General features: G+C 59.1%; 29 protein-coding genes. 8 read left to right on the top strand and 21 right to left on the bottom strand.

Features of this window, described 5'->3' with window-relative positions; genetic code table 11:
- Positions 1–22: 22 nt before the first annotated feature.
- The 14 genes from soxB to coaBC form a co-directional block, all read right to left on the bottom strand.
- Positions 23–1747, bottom strand: coding sequence for a thiosulfohydrolase SoxB (gene soxB / locus ACYQ4Z_RS03185; RefSeq protein WP_119334860.1), 1725 nt, complete (start codon positions 1745–1747; stop codon positions 23–25).
- Positions 1748–1800: 53 nt separating this feature from the next.
- On the bottom strand, positions 1801–2427 hold the full coding sequence (soxX, locus tag ACYQ4Z_RS03180) for a sulfur oxidation c-type cytochrome SoxX (protein ID WP_219972509.1): 627 nt from the start codon (positions 2425–2427) through the stop codon (positions 1801–1803).
- Positions 2428–2443: 16 nt separating this feature from the next.
- Positions 2444–3265, bottom strand: coding sequence for a sulfur oxidation c-type cytochrome SoxA (gene soxA, locus ACYQ4Z_RS03175; RefSeq protein ID WP_459860020.1), 822 nt, complete (start codon positions 3263–3265; stop codon positions 2444–2446).
- Positions 3266–3333: 68 nt separating this feature from the next.
- The gene (soxZ, locus tag ACYQ4Z_RS03170) at positions 3334–3642 is read right to left on the bottom strand and encodes a thiosulfate oxidation carrier complex protein SoxZ (protein ID WP_459860019.1); all 309 of its coding nucleotides are present in this window, start codon (positions 3640–3642) and stop codon (positions 3334–3336) included.
- Between the two features lie 73 nt (positions 3643–3715).
- Complete coding sequence (gene soxY, locus ACYQ4Z_RS03165) at positions 3716–4180, bottom strand: thiosulfate oxidation carrier protein SoxY (RefSeq protein ID WP_219972514.1); 465 nt, start codon at positions 4178–4180, stop codon at positions 3716–3718.
- A gap of 26 nt (positions 4181–4206) precedes the next feature.
- Complete coding sequence (locus tag ACYQ4Z_RS03160; protein ID WP_459860018.1) at positions 4207–5271, bottom strand: c-type cytochrome; 1065 nt, start codon at positions 5269–5271, stop codon at positions 4207–4209.
- Positions 5255–6613, bottom strand: a complete 1359-nt coding sequence (gene soxC / locus ACYQ4Z_RS03155; protein ID WP_438438837.1) for a sulfite dehydrogenase — start codon at positions 6611–6613, stop codon at positions 5255–5257. Before soxC ends, ACYQ4Z_RS03160 begins: the two co-directional genes overlap by 17 nt.
- 169 nt (positions 6614–6782) lie before the next feature.
- The gene (locus tag ACYQ4Z_RS03150; RefSeq protein ID WP_459860017.1) at positions 6783–8051 is read right to left on the bottom strand and encodes an FCSD flavin-binding domain-containing protein; all 1269 of its coding nucleotides are present in this window, start codon (positions 8049–8051) and stop codon (positions 6783–6785) included.
- Between the two features lie 16 nt (positions 8052–8067).
- Entirely contained in the window at positions 8068–8667 is a 600-nt protein-coding gene (locus tag ACYQ4Z_RS03145) for a c-type cytochrome (protein ID WP_438438835.1), read from the bottom strand.
- Positions 8668–8750: 83 nt separating this feature from the next.
- On the bottom strand, positions 8751–9692 hold the full coding sequence (locus ACYQ4Z_RS03140; protein ID WP_459860015.1) for an ankyrin repeat domain-containing protein: 942 nt from the start codon (positions 9690–9692) through the stop codon (positions 8751–8753).
- Between the two features lie 44 nt (positions 9693–9736).
- The gene (locus ACYQ4Z_RS03135) at positions 9737–10255 is read right to left on the bottom strand and encodes a NapC/NirT family cytochrome c (protein WP_459860014.1); all 519 of its coding nucleotides are present in this window, start codon (positions 10253–10255) and stop codon (positions 9737–9739) included.
- A gap of 109 nt (positions 10256–10364) precedes the next feature.
- Positions 10365–10814, bottom strand: a complete 450-nt coding sequence (locus ACYQ4Z_RS03130) for an NUDIX domain-containing protein (protein WP_219972520.1) — start codon at positions 10812–10814, stop codon at positions 10365–10367.
- Positions 10811–11287, bottom strand: a complete 477-nt coding sequence (gene dut / locus ACYQ4Z_RS03125; RefSeq protein ID WP_219972521.1) for a dUTP diphosphatase — start codon at positions 11285–11287, stop codon at positions 10811–10813. Before dut ends, ACYQ4Z_RS03130 begins: the two co-directional genes overlap by 4 nt.
- Positions 11253–12518, bottom strand: coding sequence for a bifunctional phosphopantothenoylcysteine decarboxylase/phosphopantothenate--cysteine ligase CoaBC (coaBC, locus tag ACYQ4Z_RS03120; RefSeq protein ID WP_459860013.1), 1266 nt, complete (start codon positions 12516–12518; stop codon positions 11253–11255). The genes dut and coaBC overlap by 35 nt, the downstream gene beginning before the upstream one ends.
- 24 nt (positions 12519–12542) lie before the next feature.
- Between coaBC and radC the strand changes: the two genes are divergently transcribed.
- The 3 genes from radC to rpmG all read left to right on the top strand — a co-directional run bounded on the left by radC (position 12543) and on the right by rpmG (position 13710).
- Positions 12543–13226 carry a RadC family protein gene (gene radC, locus ACYQ4Z_RS03115; RefSeq protein WP_119334846.1) on the top strand — a complete coding sequence of 228 codons (684 nt, stop codon included), beginning with the start codon at positions 12543–12545 and terminating at the stop codon, positions 13224–13226.
- 66 nt (positions 13227–13292) lie between these two features.
- Positions 13293–13529: a 50S ribosomal protein L28 gene (rpmB, locus tag ACYQ4Z_RS03110; RefSeq protein ID WP_119334845.1), complete on the top strand. Its 237-nt coding sequence runs from the start codon at positions 13293–13295 to the stop codon at positions 13527–13529.
- 13 nt (positions 13530–13542) lie between these two features.
- Positions 13543–13710, top strand: a complete 168-nt coding sequence (gene rpmG / locus ACYQ4Z_RS03105) for a 50S ribosomal protein L33 (RefSeq protein ID WP_119334844.1) — start codon at positions 13543–13545, stop codon at positions 13708–13710.
- Between the two features lie 102 nt (positions 13711–13812).
- Here the strand turns inward: rpmG and ACYQ4Z_RS03100 are convergent, their stop codons facing one another.
- Positions 13813–14016 (bottom strand): cold-shock protein, encoded by a 204-nt coding sequence (locus ACYQ4Z_RS03100; protein ID WP_119334843.1) that lies wholly within the window; start codon positions 14014–14016, stop codon positions 13813–13815.
- A gap of 164 nt (positions 14017–14180) precedes the next feature.
- Here ACYQ4Z_RS03100 and ACYQ4Z_RS03095 point away from each other — a divergent pair, with 164 nt between their 5' ends.
- A complete protein-coding gene (locus tag ACYQ4Z_RS03095) occupies positions 14181–15497 on the top strand; it encodes a M23 family metallopeptidase (protein WP_219972524.1) in 1317 nt (438 codons plus the stop codon).
- A gap of 10 nt (positions 15498–15507) precedes the next feature.
- Here ACYQ4Z_RS03095 and rfbC read toward each other — a convergent pair whose 3' ends face one another.
- The 5 genes from rfbC to ipdC form a co-directional block, all read right to left on the bottom strand.
- Complete coding sequence (rfbC, locus tag ACYQ4Z_RS03090; RefSeq protein ID WP_119334841.1) at positions 15508–16059, bottom strand: dTDP-4-dehydrorhamnose 3,5-epimerase; 552 nt, start codon at positions 16057–16059, stop codon at positions 15508–15510.
- Between the two features lie 20 nt (positions 16060–16079).
- Complete coding sequence (gene rfbA / locus ACYQ4Z_RS03085; protein WP_219972525.1) at positions 16080–17030, bottom strand: glucose-1-phosphate thymidylyltransferase RfbA; 951 nt, start codon at positions 17028–17030, stop codon at positions 16080–16082.
- A 17-nt stretch (positions 17031–17047) separates the two neighbouring features.
- Positions 17048–17992: a dTDP-4-dehydrorhamnose reductase gene (gene rfbD, locus ACYQ4Z_RS03080; protein ID WP_219972526.1), complete on the bottom strand. Its 945-nt coding sequence runs from the start codon at positions 17990–17992 to the stop codon at positions 17048–17050.
- Positions 17989–19071: a dTDP-glucose 4,6-dehydratase gene (gene rfbB / locus ACYQ4Z_RS03075; protein WP_219972527.1), complete on the bottom strand. Its 1083-nt coding sequence runs from the start codon at positions 19069–19071 to the stop codon at positions 17989–17991. Before rfbB ends, rfbD begins: the two co-directional genes overlap by 4 nt.
- Positions 19072–19179: 108 nt before the next feature.
- Positions 19180–20808: an indolepyruvate/phenylpyruvate decarboxylase gene (ipdC, locus tag ACYQ4Z_RS03070; RefSeq protein WP_219972528.1), complete on the bottom strand. Its 1629-nt coding sequence runs from the start codon at positions 20806–20808 to the stop codon at positions 19180–19182.
- 115 nt (positions 20809–20923) lie between these two features.
- Here ipdC and ACYQ4Z_RS03065 point away from each other — a divergent pair, with 115 nt between their 5' ends.
- The 4 genes from ACYQ4Z_RS03065 (at position 20924) to secF (ending at position 24492) form a co-directional block, all read left to right on the top strand.
- Positions 20924–21283, top strand: coding sequence for an Lrp/AsnC family transcriptional regulator (locus ACYQ4Z_RS03065; RefSeq protein ID WP_459860010.1), 360 nt, complete (start codon positions 20924–20926; stop codon positions 21281–21283).
- A gap of 76 nt (positions 21284–21359) precedes the next feature.
- Positions 21360–21689 (top strand): preprotein translocase subunit YajC, encoded by a 330-nt coding sequence (gene yajC / locus ACYQ4Z_RS03060; RefSeq protein ID WP_233468021.1) that lies wholly within the window; start codon positions 21360–21362, stop codon positions 21687–21689.
- Between the two features lie 19 nt (positions 21690–21708).
- Positions 21709–23547 (top strand): protein translocase subunit SecD, encoded by a 1839-nt coding sequence (gene secD / locus ACYQ4Z_RS03055; RefSeq protein ID WP_285614494.1) that lies wholly within the window; start codon positions 21709–21711, stop codon positions 23545–23547.
- 12 nt (positions 23548–23559) lie between these two features.
- Positions 23560–24492 (top strand): protein translocase subunit SecF, encoded by a 933-nt coding sequence (gene secF, locus ACYQ4Z_RS03050; RefSeq protein ID WP_459860009.1) that lies wholly within the window; start codon positions 23560–23562, stop codon positions 24490–24492.
- Between the two features lie 67 nt (positions 24493–24559).
- Here the strand turns inward: secF and ACYQ4Z_RS03045 are convergent, their stop codons facing one another.
- Complete coding sequence (locus tag ACYQ4Z_RS03045; RefSeq protein WP_459860008.1) at positions 24560–25567, bottom strand: TRAP transporter substrate-binding protein; 1008 nt, start codon at positions 25565–25567, stop codon at positions 24560–24562.
- Between the last annotated feature and the right edge of the window lie 24 nt (positions 25568–25591).

The raw sequence follows: 25591 nt of genomic DNA, 5'->3' as shown, positions 1-25591 counted from the left end.
ACGCGGGGAGAAACGTCCCGCATCACAGACCAAGCCCCGGGTTCCCTTCCATACCGATGATTCGCGGCACGTTGAGCTCTTTGATCCGGACCGTTTTCTGTGCCCGCAGATATTCGGCGACGATCTCCCACACCGGCGGCCCAGCCTCACGGCTCTCTTCGGCAACCGGGGCCCAGCCCGCCACTTTGTACTTTTTGTTCGGGTCAAGCGGTTTGCCGTTGAGCGTCATCTCTTGGATGCGCTGACCCATGGGCGCGTTCGGGTCGATCGCGTATTTGAGCCCCCCAACCCGCACCATGTCCCCACCTTGCTGATAATAGGGATCGGGATTGAAGAGGTTGTCGGCAACGTCTTCCAGCACATTTTTGATCTGCGCCCCGGTCATTTCGGTGAGCGTGCTCCACGGGTAGGTGATCGCGGTCTGGTCGAGCAGATGCTCCATCGTGATCGTTTGCCCCGGTAGGATCGTCGTTCCCCAACGGAACCCGGGCGAAAACGCGATATCCGCACCGCGCACAGCAATGAGCGCGTCGCAAATCACCTGATCCCACGTTCCGTTGAAGTTCCCACGGCGATAGAGCAACCCTTCCGCAACGGCAAGCGGCTCTGCCAGTTTGCTTTCGTACGGCGCACGCACCTTCGCGATGTACGCTTCCATTTCGGGGTCCGCCGGCAAGAGATTGGCGAAGATCGGGATCAGACGGTAGCGATACCCTTGAATCTTCCCGTTTTTCACGTCGAGGTCCATCACCCCCAGGAATTTGCCGTTCGAACCGGCATTGGTGACGAGCGTCTTACCCCCCGCATTTTCGACCACCACCGGTTGATAGACCCCGTCGTGGGTATGCCCGCCGAAAATCACGTCGACACCGGTCACGCGCGACGCCATTTTGAGGTCGACGTCCATCCCATTGTGCGAGAGCACCACGACCACCTGCGCCCCTTCAGCGCGTGCCTGGTCGACAGCCGCTTGCAGTTGCTGATCCTTGATCCCGTAGCTCCATTCGGGAACGAGCCAACGGGGGTTCGCCACCGGCGTATAGGGGAACGCTTGCCCGACGATCGCCACCGGCACTCCGTTGATATTTTTGATCACATAGGGTTTGAAGACCGGGTCTTCGAAATCGGTGGTATGGACGTTTTGCGCAACGATGTCGATCTGGCCCGCGAAATCCTTCGCTTCGACCTCTTTGACCCGCTCGGCACCAAACGTGGCTTCCCAATGCAACGTCATCACATCGACACCCAAAAGCTTGCAGGCGTCGACCATGTCTTGCGCGTTGGTCCAGAGCGACAACCCAGAGCCTTGCCAAGTATCACCGCCGTCGAGCAACAGCGCACCGGGACGCGACGCTTTGAGCCGCTTCACGAGCGTGCGCAGATGCGCAAACCCCCCCACTTTGCCGTAGAGCTTTGCTTTTTCGACAAAATCAAGATAAGTGAAGGCGTGCGCTTCGATGCTGCCACGGGGAATCCCGTAGTGCTTGAGGAAATGTTCCCCGACCAAATGGGGCACCTGCCCCGCCATCGACCCCACCCCGAGGTTTACCTGCGGCTCACGAAAATAGATGGGGCGTAACTGCGCATGGCAATCGGTGATGTGCAACAAACTCACGTTGCCAAACGGTGGCAAGTTGTAGAGCTGCTCGGCCTCTTTCGCCGCTTGCTCGGCGTTGCTGGTCAGACTCCAGCCGCCAGCCGCCGCAACCGCCAGCACTTGCAGGAATTCACGTCGATTCATTGCCATAGGGATAACCTCGTAATAACCTCGGAGTGAGCTGTTTCAACAACCGCTTCGGATTATTTGTGGTTTTTGTTTACGGGCGACTCAGGGTCGAAGAGATAGGCCATCACGTCCTTGATCTGTTGCTCGGTAAGAATACCCGCGTCGCCAAAGCGCGGCATGCTGGAGCAGAGGTTGACGCTCTTACTGTTCCAAATCTGCCGCCAGGCGTATTTGAGCACCTCTTCCGAGTTGCCGCGCAGTTTGCCGTACCCAGCCAACGACGGTCCGATATTGCCGTACGAAAGCTCTTTGGGGTCGAGCTGATGGCAGTTGTAGCACCCGCCACCGTTCACCGTATCGGGTTTGTCGCTCCAGGTCAAACCTCTACCGCTTTGCGCGATTTTCTCGCCACGCTTCCAGTCGCCCAGGAATTGGCCATCGGACGGCCACCGGATCGTTTGCTCTTGTGCCTGCCGCAACTGCTCGATTGTTTTCGGGTCGACCTTTTCGCCTGCTTCGAGCGCCGAACAGACCTTTTGAAAATCGAGCTGAATCATCCGCTCTTTTTGCGCGATTCCCGTCGTTTTGAACGAGCGGTCGATCATCTCTTTGAATTTTGCGTCCAGATCCGCAGTGCCTGCCCATGCCAGGGTAGCCGAAAACCCCATCACACCAGCGAGCGCGAACGTTACCTTTTTCATGAGACCTCCTCCTTGCTCAGCGCTTGATGCCGGGGGTGAGCATCACCCCACCGTTTCCATTGGCCGCCATATAGACCGAAAGCGCGATCGTCGCGTCGGAGCCGTAAATGGGTTCTGCCGTGCGCTGCTGGCGGAAGCAGTCGTTCAGACGCATTTGCATCGTCCAGAACTGGCTGTTGGAAACCCGATAAGCCGGCCATGACCCCCAGCCTGCCGCAGCACCCTCGTGCTTGGTAAGGTTGGGGAGCTCTTGAAGTCGGATCCGCTGGCCATCTTTGCCGTGGCAGGTGGCGCAGGAAAAATCGAAGGGACCCGTGCGGTAAAAGAACATCCGCTTACCCAGTTCGTACATCTCTTTCATCTTGGGGTGCGACAGATCGACAGCGATCTTCTCCCCGTTGCTTTCGGTGACGATATAGGCCACGAGGCGATCGATCCGCGCTCTCTCCCCTTTCCCCCACGGAGCGTCGATCACCGCTTCGGGCTTGACCCCTTGCAACTGCTCCATGCAGGTCATCAAACGAGACTCCAGGTCTTGCACCCGCCCCGTGTCCGCGAAATAGCGGGGCAACTGGGCCGCTGCTCCCTTGACCACCCCAGGCCCCAATCCCAAGTCGCACCGCTCGAGCGACTGGTTTTTCGGACCATACGGCGTTCGCCAAAGCTCCTCACCTTCCATCGCCAATAGGTCAGACGGGTTACCATCGGCGATCTGCTTGCGGTATTCTTCGATCGCCTTCAAGCCGGCCGCTTCGTCATCGTCGGCAGCAAACGTTGGGGCAATCGCCGTGCTGCTCAGCGCACAGAGAAGCGCAACTGCTGTGACGGTTTTCTTCATCGTTGGGTCCCTCCTTTACAAGCTTTGAGCAGTGGCGACCGCGCCGCCACTTCCATCCTTGATGACGATCACTTCACCTCGACGGTTTCCTCTTTCGATTCCCCTTTGTTGTCAATCCATTTCAAAGTGATCTTGTCCCCTTTCTTCGCTTTGACGTCGAATTCAAAGTAGGGGTTGGTGGAGATCGCGCCGCTCCACTCCGCGGTGAGTACGGTTTTGCCGTTCACGCTCGCGATCACCTCGGTGATGTAATGGGCCGGGATCGGTTTTCCAGAAGAATCTTTTCGAAACCCGGTCTCCATCGGGTGCGCCATCAATGCGCGAACATTGACCTCATCACCGTTTACTTGTGCGCGAATCCGCATCGGTCCAGCCATTTTTCGTACTCCTTTCGTCCTTTCTGTCCCGCTTGATTACCTTGATCCTTTTCGATCCCTACGATCCATCATCTCAACCGCCACAACCGCCAAGGGTAACTTTGACCTCTTTCTTGGTCATGTAGTACTTGCCACCTGCTTTCACCACAGCAACCACGTCGGAGCTTTGCCCCATCTTCACGCGGGTCTTTACACGCGGCAGGGCGTCCGGGGTAAGGTGGAACACCGCAGCGAGCGGGTTGGGGTTCTTTTCGATGAAGAGTGCGATCGCTTCGGTGTTGGGCAGTTTGCTTTCGATCTCCATCGGCACCACTGCCCCGTTTTCCGCAATATCGGGCGCGGTGAGAACCACATCACCGCTTTCTGTGGCATTCGCAGCACCCAACGCTTGCAGGGCTTCGTCCAGCTTCTTCGCTTGGAACGCGTTTTCCATCTGCCGCGCGGCATGTGCGGTACGCGGCTGCAGGAAACCGCTTCCCACCAAGGCGCCGAAGACGCCCAAACCGACACCCGCTTTCAAGACTTCACGACGTTGCATTGCACTTCTCCTTTGCGAACAACTGGTTACTCTACCGAGGCTCCATTCACGATCCACTGCGCGAGCGAACGGAGCTCTTCTTCAGAGAGGGCGGGATGCGGAGGCATCGGTACGCTCCCCCACACACCGACAGATCCATTTTTGATTTTCTGAGCCAGATAGTCAACCGCGTCGGGCTTGCCAGCATATTTCGCGGCGACATCTTTATAAGCGGGCCCGACGATCTTCTTGTCGATCCCGTGACACGCCGTACACCCTTTCAACTTGGCCAATTCGAGCATCGATTGCTGCTTGCCAGCAGCGGTTTGCGCCTCTGCTTTAGCCGCCTCCGAGATCTCTTTGCCGCGCACGGGGCCAAAGACGCGGTTCTGCTCCTTCAAATTGCCGTGCGCATCCCAGGCATAATCCGGCAGGTTCGAAGCGATGACCACCTCTTTTTTGCAGTTTTTCATGCAGTCGCTGCCCTGCACGTCGGGTTTGCCGCCATTGCCGATACCACCCGCTTTGACCCCCGGGCCCCACGGCCACATCCCATGATCCCAAGTCATCCCGTTGCGGTTGGGCATCCGGTTTTGCACCTCTTTGATCGTCTCTTGGTTGAGCTCGAAGTCGTACGGGATGATCTCGGCCAGGTTGAGCAGGTACGCCACCAACGCGTAGACCTCGTCGTTGGTCAGCGATTTGGGGCTCGTCCACGGCATTGCCCGGTGGATATAGTCCCAAAGCGTCGAAACCGTGGGGACTTTCATGATCGTGGTGCGCTGTGGCACGCTACCGGTAACCAACGCTTTTACGCGCCCGGTTTTGATGTCCTCTTGTGTCGTTCCGCCGATGATCGGAGTAAAGACTTCGTTCGATTCAGCGAAGTCTCCGTGGCACATCGCACACTTCTGCAACCAGATCGCTTCCCCCTCTTCTGGTGTTCCTCGTCCGGGCGGAAGCCCGACGAAGTCTGGCCGCACGTCGATATCCCACGCTTTGACCTCTGCAGGCGTTGCTGGCCGACCGATCCCTTCGTATCGCGCTGCGACCGCTGCGCTACACACCACCGCGGTCGCCACCGCGATCAGCGTTTTAGAGAACTTGGACATTGCTCACCTCGCCATTTTCATTCACCAACCACGACTGGATCGCGTTGTTGTGGTAGATCGAACGGGTACCACGAACTTTGCGCAGTTGCCCGTAGGAGGGTTGAATATGCCCGGTTTCGTCCACCGCACGTGACTGCAGGATCGCCGGTTTTCCGTCCCATACCCAGTCGATATTGAAGCGCGTCAGCGCTTTGGGCAGCACGGGCTGCTCGAGACGCGCCTGCCGCCAGTTGATTCCGCCGTCGGTCGACACATCGACGCGAACGATCTTGCCGCGCCCAGACCACGCCAACCCGGTAATGTTGTAAAACCCTTTGTCGAGGAGGATTTGACCACCCGAAGGGGTCGTGATCACCGATTTCACCTCTTGCAACGAGGTATATTGACGGTGCATCCCGTCCGGCATCAAATCGATGTAATGGACCGCTTCGTCTTTGGTTCCATAGGGCTTGTCCCCTACTTCGACACGCCGCAGCCACTTCACCCAGCTGACCCCTTGCACACCCGGCACCACCAGGCGCAGCGGGTAGCCGTTTTCAGGTCGGATCATCTCGCCGTTCATCCCGTAGGCGACGAGCACTTCGCCGGATTCGACCAGCTCCATCGGGATGGTTCGGGTCATCGACGAACCGTCGGCGCCTTCTGCCAGCAAATACCGCCCTTTCTTGAGATCGGCGCCGCACATTTCCAGCAGGTCGATCAACCGCACCCCGGTGAATTCCGAACAGGAGAGCATCCCATGGGTGTATTGCACCGTGGGCACCGCAACGTTGGCCCACTCCATCCCGGTGTTGGCGCCACACTCGATGAAATGGATTCGCGAAACCGATGGCAGACGCATCAGATCATCCATCGTGAAGACCATCGGGGTCTTCACCAGTCCGTTGATCATGAAACGGTGCTTGGTGGGGTCGATGTCGTGCCACCCTTGGTGGTGGCGCTCGAAGTGAAGCCCGGACGCCGTGATGATGCCAAACATCCCCTGTAGCGGGGAAAATGAGACCGACGCCGCCGCGGTTTGCGTCAGCCCCGGGCTCTGGCGGCGGATCAGACCTGCTTCGTATTTCGAAGGCATCCCATAGCCGCGCGTTGCCACCGGCATCCCGAGCGTCGTACTCCATTCGGGAAGATTGAGGATGTTGGGATCCCCTTTACCGGGATCGACCGTTTCTCCGTAGGCGTTGATCACCGGTCCGCTCGCGGCCAACGCGGTTGCCGTGGCAAACGCTTTGCGAATGAAATCGCGCCGCCCCTTCTTGATGGCCTCGATCTCTTCCGGCGTCAAAAAATTCTCCGGCGCCTTACGAATCAGGCCGATTCGGTTTCGCAGTTCTTCGGTCATTGCCAAATACCTCCCAACCAATTTGGGCAAATTGATGTAGATCAATACTCTTATGAGTTTATATACTTATTACTAAACCGTCAACAACATCATGTGCTGCAGTGCAAAAAAAAGGGGCTTACGCCCCTTCTTTGTTAGCGCTGCACAGAGGCAATGCGCCTCGCAGGAATCAACCGAACATATCGGCGGTGATGTTGTTGTACCAAGACTTCGCGTACTCCGCTTCGCGACGCAGGATCGCTTCAGAGGCATCGGCCGGCGTCAATCCACCTGCAACTTCCTCAATGGTTCCGTTCTTGAGTTCATAGACCGCGGCAACCGACACCGCCTGATCCGGGGCTACGAAGCTGTAGCAGGTATTGGTATAAGCCGGTTTGAGCGGATCTTTGCCATTGAGCAACAGCGCAATTGCCATCGCACACACTTTCGCCTGGCTGTTTGCCGCGTAGCCGGACTTCGGCATCTTCCCGGCGATCGACGCATCGCCAATCACATGCACCCCAGGCACCAACTTCGATTCGAAGGTGTGCTGGTCGACCGGGCACCACCCTTTTTCGTCGGTAAGACTGGCCACCTGCGCGATTTTGCCGGCACGTTGCGGTGGGATGATGTTCAGGACGTCGGCTTTGAATTCCCCGGCGTCGCACTTCACGGTTTTCGTCTTGACGTCGACGGTGAATTTGGTGCCCGCGAAATCCGGTCCCAACCATTCGATGATGCCGCTGTAATGTTTCTTCCACGCCGCGGTGAAAAGCCCTTGCTTCGAAAATTTTTCTTTTGGATCGAGGATGATCAACTTCGATTTCGGTTTATGCTGCTTGAGGTAATTCGCGATCAGCGAAGCACGCTCATAGGGACCGGGCGGGCAGCGGAACGGGTTGGGCGGCGCGACCATCACCACCAAGCCACCGTCCGGCATCTCTTGGAGCTGTTTGGCCAGGATCGCGGTTTGCTCACCCGCTTTCCAGGCGTGCGGAATCGTTTTTTCCGCCTCGGGGCTATACCCTTCGACCCCGTTATAGACGAGTTCGATCCCGGGCGAGACGATGCAGCGGTCGTACGCAAATTTTTGGCCGCTCGCGGTGACGACCTGTTTCGCTGCGCCGTCGATCGCGGTGACGGTGTCGTGCACCACTTTGACACCCCGCTTCGCTAAGCCGTCATAGGTATGGCGAATCGATTCGAGCGGGCGCAACCCACCGATCACCAGATTACTGAAAAAACAGGTGTAATATTCTTTGTTCGGTTCGATCAAGGTCACCTCGATCGAGGGGTCGTAGCGGCGCAAGTAGTGCGCGGCGGTTGCCCCACCCGTACCGCCGCCCACGATCACCACTTTCTTCGCTGCACCCAACGCGAGCGACGGTGCGCCTACGGCTCCGACTGCAACGGCCGCGCCAAGTCCTTGCAAGAATGTCCGACGATCCATCCGATTCATCTTCCTTCCTCCTCGGTTATTTCTGACTTGCATAGAAGTGGAGCACCGCTTCGAGCCCCTTTTGTCCCTCTTTTTCGACGAGTTCCGTGAGCCGTTTCTTCATGTTCTTCTCTTTGTATTCACGTTTTTCTGCCAAATAATCTTCCAACTGATAGTGGAGGTATGGCATCCACTGTCCGGCAAGCACACCCGCCACCGCACTGGCTTTCCCACCATCTTCATGGCATTTTTCGCAGTAACGGTCATGCAGTTTCGCGCCTTTCGCCGCCAATTGGGCATCGTGCGGTTGCGCGAACCGCAAAAACGGCTGTTGCGAAAAATATTCCGCCATCAGTTTGATCTGTTCATCAGAATAACCCTTCGCGATCCGGGGCATGATGGTGCCCGGACGCTTGCCTTCGCGATAGTCCTGCATCGCCTCGATAAAGATCTCCGGGTTCATCCCAGCAATAGTTGGCGCGGCAGGCCCGCGGCTGGCGCCATCGGGGCCATGGCATCCGGCGCAGGTATTGGCTAGGACTTGCGCGTAATCGACTTCGACGGCATGGGCTTGCGGCGTCAGCGCGAACGCCAGTGCCGCAGCCGCCCCGTATACGAATGGTTTGAACTGCTTCATCTTGGTCTCCTCTCGTTGCCCAACGTCCCCGTTACGGGACCCTTACTTCACCGCGTCGAACCCCAGTTCGCCGCGATGAACCCTTATTGCGCTTGCAGCCAGCGGGCGAGTTCCTCATAGCCCCGCTTTTTGGCGATCGCAAGCGCGTCCATTCCGTTACGGTCCCGCACCGAAACCGCGGCACCGCGTGACGCCAGCCATTGAACCGTTTCGAGCCGACCGCTTTCGCTTGCAGCGATCAACGGCGTTCGACCGTCGATGTCCTGATGGTTGATATCGGCACCGCGGTCGAGCAGCACTTCGGCGGTATGAAGATGCCCCTTCGCCGCAGCGAGGATGAGCGGCGTCTGCCCCGCGTCATCGACGACATCGACACGCGCCCCATGGTCGAGCAGCCAATGCACGACGTGCAGCCGCCCCGCTTGCGCCGCATAGTGGAGTGCGGACATCCCGTGACGATCCCGCAAGTCGAGATCGGCGCCAGCACTCACCAGGAGTTCGACCGCTTTGAGATCCCCATTTTCCGCCGCGCGCATCAACGGTGTGACCCCGTGCCGATCGGCGCTGTCGGGGTTGGCACCGCGCGCGAGCAACAGACCAATCAGTTGGTGGTAACCCCGTGCCGTGGCAAGGCTCAAGGGGGTGGCGCCACTCCGGGATTTGACATTCACTTTCGCGCCCGCTTCGATGAGAAACGCAGCGGTTTCGATACGCCCCGATTCGATCGCATAAAAAAGTGCCGTCCGCCCAACCGTGCAGCGGGCGTGGAGGTCGGCACCCGCGTCGAGAAGGATTTTGACGGTTTCCAAATCACCGCTTTCTGCCGCATACATCAGCGGGGTCACCCCGAACGCGCCTTGGGTTTTTGCCGAAACCCCCGCAGCCAATAGGCGCTTCACCGCGCCCGCGTCACCCAACTGCGCAGCGTCGAAGAGCGCCTTCTCTTCGTTCGACAACGCCTGAAGCGCTGGTGTGATCGCACAGAACAACAGCCCCATCGCGATTCGCGTCACCCAGCGCCTCATGGCTCTTGCTCCTTTCCAATCTCTTACCGATACTTGTAAGAATCTCACGACTCGGGTTCTTTGGGCAAGCTGTGCGCGATTCCCTGATGACATTCGATACAAGTTTTCCCTTCCATCGCCGCCGCTTCGTGCTTACGCCGCGCTGAGCGCACCTGCTCCGTGAGGTCCATATCGGCGAATTCGTGACAGGTGCGGCATTCGCGCGAATCGGTTGCTTTCATCTTTTCCCACACGCGGTTGGCCATGGTCCAGCGGTGCGCTTCGAATTTCTCTTTGGTATCGATGGTACCGATCAAGTGGTGGTAGATATCTTTCACCGCGATGATCTTCGCTGCGACCTTCGGGAAAAATTCCTTGGGTACGTGGCAATCGGCGCACTCGGCTTTCACTCCCACCCGATTTTTATAGTGGACAGTCTCCATCCACTCTGCTTTGTTCCACTGCATCGTATGACACGAGGTGCAGAACTCCGTGGTGTTCGTGTATTCGAAGAAGGCATTCACGGCACCCACCGCAACGGCACCCGCGGCAAAAATCACGACCCCTAAAACCCACTTCTTCATCGCGATACCTAAATATAGAGTCAGGTTATGATCTAATAGTTATGATTGTATAAAGAAACGAGGCAAAGTCAAGCAATGGAGGCGCACTCTTTTGCTGCGCCGCAAAAGATTACCAACCCAATTCGAAGAACCACTGCTTCCCTAATTTTGTCCAGATGGCCTCTAGGTAAGGGACCAATGGGGCAGGCGGGGTATCCTGCGGCGCCCATTGTAGAGCGTGCGCTCGATGCGGTTCACAAAGAAGAGGTGTTCCTTGCCAGCGCACAAGAGAAAACAGGAATTCGATGCGGTTGGTATCGGAGCGGCGGTGAATCACGCCGATTGGGTGCAGATCACACGCTTGCACCGTAATCCCCAGCTCCTCGGTCAGCTCTCGAGACGCCGCGGCGAATAACGACTCCCCAGACTCGACGTGCCCGCCCGGCAAACTCCAGAAACCGTCGAAGAACCCCGTTCCAGCGCGCAGTTGAAAAAGTACTTCGTTTTTGGCGTTGATGAGCAGCACCTGTACCGCTGTCGGGATGCCTTTGGCACCCCCAGGCACGTTGCCTTTCATCATTGGCTTCCTGTGCTGCCGAACCCGTCGGCGCCGCGGTGCGACGGGGAAAAGGCATCGACTTCGTCCCATTCGACTTGCACCACCGGGACGACGACAAGCTGCGCGATGCGCATCAACGGTTCGATCACGACTGGCTGTTGCCCGCGATTCCAGACCGAAACGAAAATCTCTCCTTGGTAGTCGGAGTCGATCAAACCCACCAAATTTCCCAAGACCAGTCCCTGCTTGTGCCCCAACCCGGAGCGCGGTAGAATCATCGCCGCCAAACCGGGATCTGCCAGATGGATCGCGATTCCCGTAGGAACGAGCTCGCTCGCTCCGGGTGCCAGAATGAGCGGTGCGGCGATCGCAGCACGAAGATCGAGGCCTGCGGCGCCTTCAGAAGCGTAATGGGGCGGGTTTTCCCGGATCCGTTCGTCGAGATAACGAATCGCGACTTTACGACGGTGTGGTTTCACAGGTAGCTCCCTCATCACGAACCGAGATCATGCGTTTGAGGTGGGCAAGGATCGCCCACGCCACTTCGGACTTGTTCCCGGCCGGCACGGGATGGCATCCAAAATCGTCATAGAGGACGACACGCGTCTCATCTTGTCCCAGCGCTTCCTGCGCAAGATTTCCCACCACCAACGACAACCCTTTCTCACGGCGTTTGCACTCGGCGTAGTGGTCCAAATCGCGGCTTTCCGCGGCAAACCCGACACAGAGGGGCCCGTTGGGCAACGCAGCGATTTCGGCCAAAATATCGGGGTTTTTGACGAGCGTGAGGGTCAGCGCTGCTGCGGACTTCTTGATCTTGTGCTCCTGCGGGGTTTCCGGCCGGTAGTCGGCCACCGCCGCCACCCCAACGAATAGATCCGCACTAGGGGCATACTCGTGCGCAGCGGAACGCATCTGTTGCGCGGTCACGACGTCGACACGCGTCACCCCCCATGGGGTCGGCAACGCCGTCGGACCGGCGATCACCGTCACCTCGGCGCCCGCCATCGCAAAGGCTTCGGCCAACGCAAAGCCCATCTTGCCTGAACTCAGATTGGTGAGGACGCGAACCGGATCGATCGGCTCGTACGTAGGCCCGGCCGTGAGCACGACGCGCTTGCCCTGAAACCACTTGGGCGCGAGTGCCGCTTCGATTCGCGCAAGGATTTCGTGCGGTTCGATCATCCGCCCGGCACCGACCTCTCCGCACGCCTGGGCGCCAACCGCTGGCCCCCAAATGGCAACTCCGTCCGCTTGCAGTTGCGCCACGTTGCGTTGGGTAGCGGGGTGGTGCCACATCGCCTGGTTCATCGCGGGCACTACCGCAAGCGGACAGGTGCGCGCCAGCGCCAAAGTGCTCACCAAATCGTCGGCACGACCTTGGGCGAAGCGCGCCAAATGGTCGGCGGTAGCAGGTGCAACGACCATCAGCGCAGCACCACGCGTCAGATCGATATGCGCCATCGCGTCTTCGGCGCGTCCGTCCCACAAATCGGCCCAAACCGTCCGCCCAGAAAGCGCTTGAAAAGTGAGCGGTGTGACGAACCGGGTTGCCGCGTCGCTCATGACCACGTCGACCGTTGCGCCACGGTCGACGAGCCGGCGGACCACTTCGGCAATTTTGTATACTGCGATCCCACCGGTCACCGCCAATACGATCCGCGCGCCGCGCACGAATGGCGGTTTCGCCCTGTTGCGCCCTTCATTTGCGGTAAGATTGTCCATCGTCGAAATTCGCTCCTCTTGTCGATGTCGATCAGCGATTGGCCCGAAGCGGAACGCCCGCGCGAAAAACTCTTGACGCGTGGTGCGCAGGCTCTGAGCGATGCCGAACTGTTGGCGATTTTCCTACGGGTTGGCGTACGCGGCAAGAGTGCCGTGGATTTGGCGCGCGACTTGATCGCCGCGTTCGGCGGCATCGCTCGGCTCATTCACTGCGAACCCCAACAGCTTGCCCAGATGCCAGGTATCGGCCCGGCGAAAACGGCGCAACTGCTCGCGGCACTGGAACTGGCGCGCCGGGCGTTGTGGCAGGAAGCCCAAGCCGTCCCAGCTTTCGAGCGGCCGCAAGCCGTCAAGGATTGGCTGCGGTTACAAATCGGGGGGCTCCCCCACGAATCCTTTCTGGTACTGCTACTGGATCAGCGTCACCGCTTGCTCAAGAGCGAAACCCTTTTTCGGGGCACGGTAGCCGAAGCGGCGGTCTATCCCCGTGAAGTCGCGAAATTGGCGCTTACGCTCAACGCCAGTGCCGTGATCGTCGCACACAACCACCCAAGCGGCCACGCGGTGCCCAGTCGAGACGACATCGCGGTGACGCAGCGGCTCCAGAACGCGTTGCGGTTGATCGACGTTCGCTTGCTCGACCATTTCCTAGTCACCCGCGACACTGCCGTTTCGTTTGCCGAGCATGGATGGCTCGACCCCACCTGATTCTTGCAAAAAAACGCGCAATTATGGTACATTCCGCATTTCATCGGAATTCGAGGAGCAAAAGCAATGGCTCGAGTCTGTCAAGTGACGGGTAAGCGCCCGATGGTGGGACACAACGTCTCCCACTCCAACATCAAAACCAAACGGCGCTTCTTGCCGAACCTGCACTACCGTCGTTTCTGGAGCGAAGCGGAAAACCGCTGGGTACGCCTGCGCGTTTCCAACGCGGCGCTGCGCACGATCGACAAGAAAGGGATCGATGCGGTTCTTGCCGAACTGCGCGCCCGTGGCGAAAAGATCTGATTAGGAGCGCATCATGGCAAAAGCTGCCCGCGAAAAAATCAAACTGGAATCCACAGCCGGTACCGGCTATTTCTACACCACGACGAAGAACAAAAAGAACACCCCGGGCAAAATGGAATTGAAAAAATACGATCCGAAAGCCCGGAAACACGTGCTGTTCAAAGAGACCAAGTTGAAGTAATCATTTCGGTACTTTGCCTCCCGGTCGGCATTTCAGCGATCGGGACAGCATAAAAAAACCACCCTTGCGGGTGGTTTTTTGCTGCCCAGGGCAGTATCGAACTCAGATTTTCTGAATATTCGACGCCTGCTTACCTTTGGGGCCTTGCGTCACCTCGAAGCGCACGCGATCACCCTCTTTGAGGGTCTTGAACCCGGGCATGTTGATCGAGGAGAAATGCGCAAAGAGGTCATCTCCGCCCTCGTCCGGGGTAATGAACCCGAAGCCTTTGGAATCATTGAACCACTTAACCGTACCTGTTGCCATTGCTTTACTTCCTTACAAACATCAATCAATCAGGGCAGAGCCCTCTTCGCTTGTGCTGCAACACGGCAGCACGGGTTCCACGATACGCGCTTTCCCGCACAATGTCAACAAAAAAATGCGCTACAATTCGATGCATTCTGCGCAAAGGAAAAACGGAGGAGGCGATGAAACGAACGATTTGGCTGCGCCCCCCTTTTTGGTTCGCCCTTTCTGGTGCATTCGTCACTTTGGGTCTTGCCGTTGCGGCAATCGATCCCAACCGCACGGCACCCTCACCGCAAGAGGTCATCGCCTCGCTACCCCCGATTTCTCTCCACCCGGCCGCTGAGCCATCCCTCCCCCCGGTTGTGATCCGAGACCGCGTTCAACAAGGAGAGACACTCAGTGAATTGTTGGAACGAATCGGCGCGAACGACCCCGAATTGATCGATTACGCGCTGGCGGCACCGGAAGCCCAGCCGATCCATCGCCGCCTTTTGGGCAACGGAACGGTCACGCTCAAACTGGACCCAACCGGCAAAGTCTTTGCGCTACAACTTCCGCTCACCCACGGTGAACGGGTGACCATCGAACGCGACGGTGACCGTTTTGCGGTCAAAAATAACGCCGACTCCAGCGACACGACCACGTTCCTTGAAGCACGGGAAGGCGTGATCTCGTCGTCTCTTTTCGCCACTGCCGACGAAATCGGGCTGCCCTACGAAATCGCGAGCCGTTTGGCGGAAGTCTTCGGGACCGAAATCGATTTTTCCCGCGACTTGCGTGTAGGCGACGCGTTCGTCGTGCTCTACGAGACGTCGATCGACGCGTTGGGAAACAAAACTGTCGGTGATATCGTCGCCGCCGAATTCACCAATCAGGGTAAAACCTACCGGGTTCTTCGCTACACCAACCGAGACGGTGAAACAGGCTTTTATACCCCCGACGGCAAAGCGCTGGGGAGCGGTTTCTTGCGCTACCCCCTCAAATTCACCCGGGTCACCTCTCAATTTGGTCTGCGGGAACATCCAGTAACCGGCGGCATGAAAAACCATTATGGCGTCGATTTGGCTGCCGCGACCGGAACGCCTGTTCTGGCCGCGTCGGACGGGCACGTCACATTCCTCGGTTGGAAAGGCGGATACGGGAAACTGGTGATCCTCGCGCACCGCAACGGCTACGAGACCCGTTACGGGCACCTCTCCGCGTATGCCAAGGGGCTTACACCTGGACAGAAAGTGCAACAGGGCCAAGTGATCGCGTACTCGGGCGCGACGGGGCGCGTCACGGGTCCGCATCTCCACTATGAGGTACGCATCGGCGGTAAACCCTACAACCCCCAAACCGTTCGCCTCCCTGGACCCGAGCCGCTACCGAAAGCGGAGTTGGCGCGGTTTCTCGAGCAGACGCGATCCACGCTGACCCAACTGGCAGCGGTTGCGCGCCGCCCCGAATTGGTTGCAACGCAACAGCGAGCGCAGCCATCCCAACCAAAGGGATGATCACGCGCGCTCAGTCGAACCGTTCGGCATCGGCAAAGCGTGGCGCTCGGCGATCCTTTTCTGAGATAATCAACGGGACGTCGAGTTCGGGCCACGCGATCGCCAACTGGGGATCGTTCCAAGCGATTGCGCGGTCGTATTCCGGCGCGTAGTAATCGGTCGCCTTGTAGAGCAAGCGCGCAAAGTCCGTAAGCGTGAGAAAACCGTGGGCAAAACCCGGTGGAATCCACAACTGCCGCTTGTTGGTGTCCGACAATTCCACCCCCACCCACTGACCAAACGTGGGCGAGCTTTTGCGAATATCGACGGCCACATCGTAGATTGCCCCTTCTGCGCATCGAACCAATTTACCCTGCGCGTGCGGCGGCAACTGATAATGGAGCCCCCGCAGCACCCCGCGCTTCGAACGGGATTCGTTGTCTTGGACGAAGGTCACCCGATACCCCAGCGCCGCTTCGAAACGGGCCTGATGAAACGCTTCGAAGAAGTACCCCCGTTCGTCGCCATGCACGACGGGTTCGATCAGCAGCACCTCGGGAAGTGCGGTGGGAACGATGCGCATCCCAAACTCCTTGTGTCCGTTCACAATCGCTGCAGCAACCGGCGCAGGTACGCGCCGTAGCCACTTTTGCCGAGCCGCTCGGCTTGCGCCAAGAGCGCCTCCTCATCGATCCACCCTTGCCGCCAGGCGATCTCTTCCGGGCAAGAGATCTTGAGACCTTGTCGCCGTTCGATGGTGGCGATGAACTGGCCGGCGTCGAGCAGCGAATCGTGCGTTCCGGTATCGAGCCACGCATACCCGCGCCCCATCACTTCGACGTGCAGCGTGCCATCGGCAAGATAACTGCGGTTGAGATCGGTGATTTCGAGCTCCCCACGCGGCGAGGGACGAAGCCTTTTGGCGCGCTCACTCGCCGACCCATCGTAAAAATAGAGCCCGGTCACGGCGTAAGACGATTTCGGCCGCGCCGGTTTTTCTTCGATATCGATCGCGCGCCCCGCTTGGTCGAACGCCACGACGCCGTAGCGTTGCGGGTCGGTGACGTGGTACGCGAAGACCGTAGCACCCGTTTCACGCATATCGGCAGAAAAGAGGAGCGTTTGCAGATCGTGCCCGTAGAAGACGTTGTCACCGAGCACCAACGCACAAGGCGCACCTGCAAGGAACGCTTCGGCCAACAGCAGCGCCTGCGCGATCCCTTCCGGTTTCGGCTGAACGTGGTAATGCAACGCGATCCCCCACTGACTGCCATCGCCCAAGAGTTGCGCAAAGCGCGGCGTGTCTTGCGGCGTCGAAATGAGGAGTATTTCGCGTATTCCCGCCAACATCAGCGTCGAGAGGGGATAGTAGACCATCGGTTTGTCGTAAAGCGGCAACAGCTGTTTGGAAACCGCCAACGTGCTGGGGTAGAGTCGCGTTCCGGACCCCCCCGCCAGGACGATCCCTTTGCGTTGGCTGGTTCGCCGCTCGAACGCATACGGCAACCCCACCGCAACATTGGCAGCCGAATCGGTTGGTACGGAAAATGTCATCGTCTCGTTCCTTCAGGTCATCCATTGAGGGAGCAGCATTGCACCAGCGCTTCGACGGTACGGGCAACGTCCGTCTCCCAGCTGGGAAGCGTCACCCCCAGGGTCTGTTCGAGCAAATCGGTGGCGAGCCGCGAATTGCGCGGGCGCGGTGCTGGTGTCGGGTAGTCGGTGCTCGGAATGGCGCGAATGGCGTCCGGGTGCACCCGCAGCGGCCACCCATATTGCGCTGCGCATTTCAGTAGAAAGCGCGCGTAACCAAACCAGCTCACCGCCCCTTTCGGCGCGAGGTGCAGCAGCGGTGGCACGCGATCGGGTGACGGCGACGGCGCATGAGCGGCGCGATCACCGACTGTGAGCAACCGAGTCAGCAACCGTTCGCTGACTGCGGCGATCAATTCCGCACTCGTCGGCGCGCCGATTTGGTCATCAACCACGGCCAATTGGTCACGGGTCCGCGCTAAGCGCAGCATCGTTTTGAGAAAGTTGTTGCCGTGCACGCCATAGACCCAGGAAACACGCAAAACGACGGCACGAGCACCACTGCCCAACACCGCCTGCTCCCCCGCCAGTTTGCTGGCCCCATAGGTATTGAGTGGCGACGGCGTATCCGTCTCGCGATAGGGGCGGTCATGGCACCCGTCGAAGACGTAGTCGGTGGAATAGTGCAAGAGCGCCGCGTGGTTTGCCGCGCACCAGCGCGCCAACCGTTCTGGCACCGCCGCGTTCAAACGATACGCCAGTTCGGGCTCGCGTTCGGCACGGTCGACTGCCGTATACGCCGCGGCATTGACGATCGCGGCAGGACGCTCGGCGTCAAGGCGCGCTTGCAGCGCGTCGAGGTCGCTCAGATCGAGCACCTGCCGGTCGAGCGCGACCAGATCATAGTCGAGCGCCAACCGAGGTCGCAACGCCCAACCGACCTGGCCGTTGGCACCCAAAAGCAGTACACGCAAACGGCTCATCGCCCCTCCTGGGATAGCCGCGCGCCGTATTGCGTGCGAACCCAATCGCGGTAGGCGCCACTTTGCACCCGCTCGACCCAATCGCGATGGGCAAGATACCAGCGCACCGTTTTTTCGAGGCCGGTTGCGAACGATTCCGCCGGTTGCCAACCGAGTTCGCATGCGATTTTGCGCGCGTCGATCGCATAGCGGCGGTCATGACCGGGCCGATCGGCAACAAAGGTGATTTGATCGCGATAGGAGCGGCCATCCCCACGCGGGGCCAGGCGATCCAGCAAAGTGCAGAGCTCGGTGACCACCGCAAGGTTGGTCTGCTCGTTCCACCCGCCGATGTTGTAGGTCTCACCTGGCGTACCGGCATCAAGCACGCGCCGCACCGCGGCGCAATGGTCACCGACGTAGAGCCAGTCCCGGATCTGTTGCCCATCGCCGTAGATCGGAAGCGGCTCGCCCGCAAGCGCGCGCAAAAGACAAAGCGGGATCAGCTTTTCGGGAAACTGCCGCGGCCCGTAGTTGTTCGAGCAGTTGGTGGTGAGCGTCGGCAATCCGTAGGTGTGGTGGTAGGCCCGCACCAGATGGTCGGACCCCGCTTTGCTCGCCGCGTAGGGGGAATTGGGTGCATAAGGGGTTGTCTCGGTAAAGGGCGGGTCGTCTGGTTCGAGCGTGCCATAGACTTCGTCGGTGGAGACGTGGAGGAAACGAAACGCTTCCTGCTCCGAAAGAGGCAGTTGCTGCCAATAGTGGCGCGCTGCTTCGAGGAGGCGAAAAGTGCCCACGACGTTCGTCTGGACGAACGCCTCTGGCCCAAGAATGCTGCGGTCGACGTGCGATTCGGCGGCAAAATGGACGATCGCGCGAACCCGGTGTGAGGCCAAAAGCTGTTGGAGCAGCGCCGAATCGCCAATATCCCCTTTTACGAAAGTATGGCGCGGATCGTCGAGGACGGGCGCGAGGTTCTCGAGATTGCCCGCGTAGGTCAGCGCATCGAGCGTCACCACGGGCTCATCCCGCTCTGCCAGCCAATCCAAGACAAAATTGCTGCCGATGAAGCCCGCGCCACCCGTGACCAAAATCGTCATTGCCCGTTTCCCCTTCGGAAAGGGGAAATTGTACCGCAACCGACCGAGCGACAAGGAATGCGACGATCCGAGTAAACGGCAACCCCGCCGTGCCTGCGCTCTGCTCGGCTACGTTGCGCTCTTCGGCATGCTCAGGCGCTTGACGCCCGCGACGAAACGGGCCAACGTCGGCGACATCACGCCGCGGGGAATCATCGCCTCGATCAATTGGAAGCGCCCACGTGTCCGCCACGCGCGATCCAACGCCGCTTTCAGTTCGCGCCGGGAGCGCACCCGCATGCCATCGCCGCCCATCCCTGCCGCCATTGCCGCGAAGTTCCAGTCGTCGAGATCGTTGAAGTGCGACTCCGGCTGAAACGCCCGCAACATCTCCCAACTGGCGTTGTTGAGCACGATCACGATGGGATCCCAGCCGTAACGGCGGCAGTTCCCCAACTCCCATCCGGTCATCTGGAACGCGCCATCCCCGACCAGAATGATCGGACGTTCGCCGCAGGCACAAATCCCAAGCCCCGCCGGAACCCCAAACCCCATCGTCGCGTAATAACCCGGCGCTACCATCGCGGTGTGGACGATATCCATCGCGGTAAAGAGGCAATCGCCCGTGTCCGCAGCAAGGGGCACCTTCCCATGGGTGGTCATCAAATCGTTCACCGCCGTTGCGATCGCCTGCGGGGTGATCTCGCCGTCGTCGGCGCTGAGCCCAGTCGGATATTGCCGTTGTGCCGGTTGGAAGCGATTCCCTCGATCTGGGGTGCGCGCAAGCAACGCATCGATCAGGCGATCGAGCGGAATGTTGGGGTAGTGATGGTGCCCCACCCGAACGGCACCGTCGAAGGCATGGATCGTTCGCCGCCAATCGATCCGTTTCTGCGAAACGGCGAAATTGGTGTCCGAAAGTATCACGCCCAACAACAACAGGCCATCGCTCTCCTCGACCAACTGGGTGATCTCGGGATCCCCGGCGATCCCCATGTAGGTCCCCAAAAGGGGCGCATTGGCGTCGGCCAACAAGCCGCGCCCCATGAAGCTGGTCACGACGGGAATGCCCAAGCGGGCGGCAAGTTTCGCAACCGCTTGCTCGACACCGTAGCGCCGCACTTCGACACCTACCAGCAAAACCGGCTGCTTGGCCTGTTTGAGTCGCGCCAATACTTCGTCGGCACACGCAGCGATCGCTTCGGGGTCGACCGTCGCCTCGGGCAACGCCGGAACGGGTTCGCACGGCGCCGCGACAAGATCGCGGGGTATCTCGATATAAACGGGGCGCGAATGGCGTTTGCAATTGGCCAACACCCGCGCGATCTGTTTGGGGGCCGTTCCGGGATCGTCAAGACGCACCTGGTCGCAGGTGATCTCTTGATAGATTCGGTATTGCGAATCGAGCGTCTTTGCCTGATGGTGGAGAAAGAGCCCAGAACTGGCTTCATGCGCCCCCGGCGCACCGGAGATTACGACAACCGGCGATTTTTCCGCATACGCCGACGCAACGGCATTGACCATGTTGAGCGCCCCCGCGCCGTAGGTCACCGCCGCAACGCCCAACCCGCCGTGGTACCGCGCGGCTGCGTCGGCAGCGAAACCGACGCCCGGTTCGTGAGAAAAGGTATAGAGGGGCAAAATGCCGGTCTCTTCGATGATCTTGAAATAGGGTAAGGCAAAATCGCCCGGAATCCCGAAGATCTGTTTAGCGCCATTGGCTTTGAGTGCGTGCAGTAACGCTGTGGTGAGGTTCATCGCAGTGGCCTCCTTTTGGATGTGGTGCGTCATTATCGCGCAATCGTCGGACAAAAAATTCGCATGATCGACAATATCGGGCTAAAATTCGCACAAAATTTTTGTTTTCCCCAATATGAACGCAAAAGAATTGCTCTACCCCGTCGATTGGGAAATCTTGCGCCTCCTGCAACGCGACGCGACGCACGCGCTGGCTGCGATCGGTGAAGCGGTCGGGCTTTCGCCGTCGCAAGTCGCCCGGCCTGAAGCGTTCGAACGCGCCGTCGCGCTGCTACCCCCCATCGTCGAATGCCACGCGATTACCGGCAGTGCCGACTACTGGTTGAAAATCGTCGTCCCCGACCTGGAAACCTTGGGTCGCTTCGTCCGGGAATCGGTTTTGCGCCTACCCGGCGTGGCGCGAATCGAAACCCACATCCGTCTCCAAGGCGTCAAAGAGACCACGGAACTACCGCTTGCGCTCGTCCACCGGTAAACAGGCCACCGCGGTCGTCTGCCGACCCGAACCGCATGCAGTGATACAATGGGCTTTTTTCGTAGGAGTTGTTCTGATGTGGATCACTAACGCTTACGCGCAAGCCACAGGCGCTACCGCCGACCCCACCGGTGGGTTGATGCAGCTGCTTCCGCTCATCTTGATGTTCGTGGTCATCTGGTTTCTGATGATCCGTCCCCAGATGAAACGCGCCAAAGAGCACAAACAGATGCTCGAAGCGCTCAAAGTCGGCGATGAGGTACTCACCCAAGGTGGGATCATCGGGATCGTCCGGGCGATCGACGACCAGTTCGTCACGGTCGAGATCGCCAAAGGGGTCGAAGTGGTGGTGCAAAAACCGACGATCCTCGCCGTCCTCGTCAAAGGCACCGTCAAACACCTCTGATCGTGAAAGCGCTGCGTCTATGAACCGCTATCCGCTGTGGAAAAGTGTCCTGATCGTCCTCGTGGTGATCGTTGGGGCAATTTACGCGCTCCCCAACCTATTTGGTGAAATCCCCGCGGTCCAGGTTGCGCCGATCAAAGCGGGCGCTCCGTGGGACGCCGCGCCCGTAGAGGCGCGCATTCGGGAAACGCTCGCTTCCGCGCACCTCGAAGCCACCGGATTCGAACGGGACCCCGATGGACTTCGGATCCTTTTCGCCGAAACCGAAACGCAACTCAAAGCGCGTGACCTCATCGACGCAGCGCTCAATCCCGATCCCAAAAAACCGCGCTACATCGTAGCGCTGAACCTTCTGCCCGGCGCACCGAAGTGGTTATTGGCGATCGGCGCGAAACCGATGTACCTAGGGCTCGACCTTAGGGGCGGCGTCCACTTTCTCTTGGAAGTCGATATGGCAGGGGCGATTGCGCAGCGGCTCGACGCGCTCGCTGCGGACATCCGGTCCACGCTACGCTCCGAGCGGATTCGGTCACTGGGTATCGCCCGCCAAGGCAATACGATCGTTGCCCGTTTCTCGGACCCCACCACTGCGCAACAGGCGCGCACGGTACTGACGAAAACGTTTCCCGAGCTCGCCATCGACCGCCAAGAAAACGGCGACGAAACGCGCCTCATCGCGCGGCTGACACCCAGCGCGGAACAGAAAATCCGCGAATTCGCTTTGAAACAAAACATCACCACGTTGCACAACCGCATCAACGAACTGGGCGTTGCCGAACCGGTGATTCAACAGCAAGGGGCGAACCGCATCGTCGTGCAACTTCCGGGCGTGCAAGACGTCGCCAAAGCGAAAGACATTCTGGGACGCACCGCGACCCTGGAAGTGCGCCTGGTCGACGACACCCCCGGCGCGCTCGAAGCGGCACTCGCGGGTCGTGTTCCGCCGGGAACGGAGCTGCTCACCGAGCGCAACGGTCGTCCCATTCTCGTCAAGCGCGACGTGGTTCTCACGGGTGAGCGGCTGACCGATGCACAACCCGGGTTCGACAGCCAGACGCAAGAACCGGCGGTCCACCTCACACTCGATGCGGCTGGCGCCCGGATCTTTCGCGACGTCACCCGTGAAAATGTCGGCAAACGCATGGCGATCCTTTTGATCGACCGCGGGGTTGCCGAAGTGGTCACCGCCCCGGTGATCCGAACGGAGATCGGCGGCGGTCGCGTGCAGATCTCGGGCGCGATGACGACGGCAGAAGCGCGTGACATCGCGTTGTTGTTGCGTGCGGGGAGTCTTGCCGCCCCGATGCGGATCGTCGAAGAGCGCACGATCGGGCCGAGCCTAGGGAAAGAGAACATCGAACGCGGGGTCAATGCCACGCTCTACGGTTTCCTGGCGATCGCACTTTTCATGATCGTCTACTATGAGGTGATCGGTATTGTTTCGGTGGTCGCGCTCTTTGTGAACCTGGTGTTGCTGATCGCGCTCCTTTCGCTACTTCAAGCCACGCTGACCCTACCGGGTATCGCAGCCGTGGCGCTCACGCTGGGGATGGCGATCGACGCCAACGTGCTGATCAACGAACGGATTCGTGAAGAGCTGCGCGCGGGTGTCTCCCCGCAATTGGCGATTGCCGCGGGGTATGATCGCGCGTTCGATACCATTTTGGACTCGAACGTCACCTCGCTGATCGCCGGTCTGGCGCTCCTGATTTTCGGCTGGGGTCCGGTACGTGGATTCGCAGTGGTCCATGTCCTGGGTATCCTCACCTCGATCTTCAGCGCCGTTCTGGTCTCACGCTGGCTGGTCAATCTGATCTACGGCGGCAACAAACGCATTTCGCGTATTCGAATCGGTTGAAAGGTCTCGACCATGGAACTCTTTCATTCTCGTGCCGACATCCCCTTCATGCGCTTTGCGCCCATTTTCAACGCCATTTCGCTCCTCTTTTTCCTGGTTGCGGTGGGCAGTTTGATCGTCCGCGGCCTCAACCTCTCGATCGAATTCACTGGGGGGACGTTGGTCGAAATCCATAGCGAACAGTCGATCACACTGCCGCCGCTGCGTGAAACCCTTGTGCAAAACGGTTTTCCCGAAGCGCAGGTGCAACATTTCGGCTCGACGAAAGCAGCGATCGTGCGCTTGGCGCGACACGATGAGCTCCCCCCTGATGAAGTCGCAGACAACCTACGCGCCCTTTTTGCCAAGCACCTGCCTGAGATCACAGTTACCCGCATGGAATTCGTCGGCCCCCAAGTAGGACGTGAACTTGCGGGAAACGGCGCAATCGCGCTCGTCTTGGTCGTGATCGGGATCATGATCTATTTGGCGATCCGCTTCGAGTGGCGCTTTTCTGTAGCGGCGATCATCGCCAACCTGCACGACGTGGTGATCATTCTTGGTTTCTTTGCGCTCTTCCAATGGGAGTTTTCGTTGCCGGTACTGGCTGCGGTACTTGCCGTGCTCGGCTATTCCGTCAACGAAACCGTGGTGATCTTCGACCGCGTGCGCGAAAAGATGCGCGCAAGCCGCGGCAAGGTCTCTACCGCGTCGCTCCTTGACCATGCGATCACCTCGACGATGTCCCGCACCGTGATCACCCACGGCAGCACCTTGGCGATGGTGCTCTCGATCCTTCTCTTCGGCGGAGAGACGCTCTACTATTTTGCGCTGGCATTGACGATCGGCATTCTCTTCGGAATCTATTCGTCGATCTTCGTCTCGTCGGCTCTCCTGATGTGGTTCGGTATCACCCGCGAAAGCCTCATCAAGCCGGAACGCAAGAAAGAAGAAGCGGTCGTCTGAACCGCGCAAAAAAGGTCGCTGCCCATGCAGCGACCCCAATGACGCAACAACGCAACCTGCTCGGTGATCAGCGCAATTTCTTCGGATCGAAGCCGGTACCTTCGTACACCATTTCGATCACTTTCTTACCGATGCGCGGCGCCATCTCTTCATGCACGGGGATGAGCGCTTTCTTGAGCGCCAATTTCTCTTCCGGCGTCAATTCGATGATCTCGCTCGTTCCCGCTTTCCGCACCGCTTCAAGCGCTTTTTCGTTCTCTTCCTTGGCGATGTCGTTGACGTACTCCGTCGCCTCTTTCATCGCTATTTCGAGCTGGGTACGGATCGTATCCGGCAACCCATCCCAGAAGCGTTTGTTGGCGATCACCGCATAGCCCAAGTACCCGTGGTTCGACAGCGTCACATATTTCTGCACTTCGTGCATCTTCTGGGTATAAAGATTGGACGGCGGATTTTCGGTGCCATCGACCACACCGGTTTGCAACGCCTGATAGACTTCGGAGAACGCCATCACCTGCGGCAGCGCCCCGAGCGCCCGCATCTGCGCTTCGAGCACTTTCGAGGACTGGATCCGCATCTTCAACCCTTTGAAGTCTTCCGGCTTGCGTAGCGGCTTGTTGGCCGAAAAGACCTTGAAGCCGTTGTCCCAATACGCCAGCCCTTTGATCCCTTTCGGTTCGAGCGCAGCGAGCAGTTTCTTACCCACCGGCCCATAGGTCACTTTGTGCAGATCTTCGTAGCCGTCGAAAATGTAGGGGAGGTCAAAGACCTCGAACTGCCGGACCCCAAGTGGCCCGAACTTGGCGAGTGACGGGGCGATGATCTGCACCGCGCCCAACTGCAACGCTTCGAGCTCCTCTTTGTCTTTGTAGAGCGTGCTGTTGGGATAGACCTCGACCTTCACCGCACCGTTGGTATATTTTTCCGCCAACTCTTTGAACTTGAGCGCCCCCTTCCCCTTCGGGGTGTCATCTGCCACCACGTGGCTGAATTTGATCACGATCGGTTCGGCCGCTTGCGCCGCGCCCATCACGCCGATCGCAGCCAATGCAAACACAACGGTCTTCAGTTTCATAGTCACCTCCTGTACAAGGCTGCC

The sequence above is a fragment of the Hydrogenophilus hirschii genome (genome assembly GCF_054656675.1).
This window is presented reverse-complemented; position numbering and strand designations above follow the sequence as displayed.

Coding starts and splice junctions, on each gene's coding strand:
- soxB (WP_119334860.1), bottom strand. CDS start 1,747: ATGGCAATGAATCGACGTGAATTCCTGCAAGTGCTGGCGGTTGCGGCG.
- soxX (WP_219972509.1), bottom strand. CDS start 2,427: ATGAAAAAGGTAACGTTCGCGCTCGCTGGTGTGATGGGGTTTTCGGCT.
- soxA (WP_459860020.1), bottom strand. CDS start 3,265: ATGAAGAAAACCGTCACAGCAGTTGCGCTTCTCTGTGCGCTGAGCAGC.
- soxZ (WP_459860019.1), bottom strand. CDS start 3,642: ATGGCTGGACCGATGCGGATTCGCGCACAAGTAAACGGTGATGAGGTC.
- soxY (WP_219972514.1), bottom strand. CDS start 4,180: ATGCAACGTCGTGAAGTCTTGAAAGCGGGTGTCGGTTTGGGCGTCTTC.
- ACYQ4Z_RS03160 (WP_459860018.1), bottom strand. CDS start 5,271: ATGTCCAAGTTCTCTAAAACGCTGATCGCGGTGGCGACCGCGGTGGTG.
- soxC (WP_438438837.1), bottom strand. CDS start 6,613: ATGACCGAAGAACTGCGAAACCGAATCGGCCTGATTCGTAAGGCGCCG.
- ACYQ4Z_RS03150 (WP_459860017.1), bottom strand. CDS start 8,051: ATGAATCGGATGGATCGTCGGACATTCTTGCAAGGACTTGGCGCGGCC.
- ACYQ4Z_RS03145 (WP_438438835.1), bottom strand. CDS start 8,667: ATGAAGCAGTTCAAACCATTCGTATACGGGGCGGCTGCGGCACTGGCG.
- ACYQ4Z_RS03140 (WP_459860015.1), bottom strand. CDS start 9,692: ATGAGGCGCTGGGTGACGCGAATCGCGATGGGGCTGTTGTTCTGTGCG.
- ACYQ4Z_RS03135 (WP_459860014.1), bottom strand. CDS start 10,255: ATGAAGAAGTGGGTTTTAGGGGTCGTGATTTTTGCCGCGGGTGCCGTT.
- ACYQ4Z_RS03130 (WP_219972520.1), bottom strand. CDS start 10,814: ATGATGAAAGGCAACGTGCCTGGGGGTGCCAAAGGCATCCCGACAGCG.
- dut (WP_219972521.1), bottom strand. CDS start 11,287: ATGAGGGAGCTACCTGTGAAACCACACCGTCGTAAAGTCGCGATTCGT.
- coaBC (WP_459860013.1), bottom strand. CDS start 12,518: ATGGACAATCTTACCGCAAATGAAGGGCGCAACAGGGCGAAACCGCCA.
- radC (WP_119334846.1), top strand. CDS start 12,543: ATGTCGATCAGCGATTGGCCCGAAGCGGAACGCCCGCGCGAAAAACTC.
- rpmB (WP_119334845.1), top strand. CDS start 13,293: ATGGCTCGAGTCTGTCAAGTGACGGGTAAGCGCCCGATGGTGGGACAC.
- rpmG (WP_119334844.1), top strand. CDS start 13,543: ATGGCAAAAGCTGCCCGCGAAAAAATCAAACTGGAATCCACAGCCGGT.
- ACYQ4Z_RS03100 (WP_119334843.1), bottom strand. CDS start 14,016: ATGGCAACAGGTACGGTTAAGTGGTTCAATGATTCCAAAGGCTTCGGG.
- ACYQ4Z_RS03095 (WP_219972524.1), top strand. CDS start 14,181: ATGAAACGAACGATTTGGCTGCGCCCCCCTTTTTGGTTCGCCCTTTCT.
- rfbC (WP_119334841.1), bottom strand. CDS start 16,059: ATGCGCATCGTTCCCACCGCACTTCCCGAGGTGCTGCTGATCGAACCC.
- rfbA (WP_219972525.1), bottom strand. CDS start 17,030: ATGACATTTTCCGTACCAACCGATTCGGCTGCCAATGTTGCGGTGGGG.
- rfbD (WP_219972526.1), bottom strand. CDS start 17,992: ATGAGCCGTTTGCGTGTACTGCTTTTGGGTGCCAACGGCCAGGTCGGT.
- rfbB (WP_219972527.1), bottom strand. CDS start 19,071: ATGACGATTTTGGTCACGGGTGGCGCGGGCTTCATCGGCAGCAATTTT.
- ipdC (WP_219972528.1), bottom strand. CDS start 20,808: ATGAACCTCACCACAGCGTTACTGCACGCACTCAAAGCCAATGGCGCT.
- ACYQ4Z_RS03065 (WP_459860010.1), top strand. CDS start 20,924: ATGAACGCAAAAGAATTGCTCTACCCCGTCGATTGGGAAATCTTGCGC.
- yajC (WP_233468021.1), top strand. CDS start 21,360: ATGTGGATCACTAACGCTTACGCGCAAGCCACAGGCGCTACCGCCGAC.
- secD (WP_285614494.1), top strand. CDS start 21,709: ATGAACCGCTATCCGCTGTGGAAAAGTGTCCTGATCGTCCTCGTGGTG.
- secF (WP_459860009.1), top strand. CDS start 23,560: ATGGAACTCTTTCATTCTCGTGCCGACATCCCCTTCATGCGCTTTGCG.
- ACYQ4Z_RS03045 (WP_459860008.1), bottom strand. CDS start 25,567: ATGAAACTGAAGACCGTTGTGTTTGCATTGGCTGCGATCGGCGTGATG.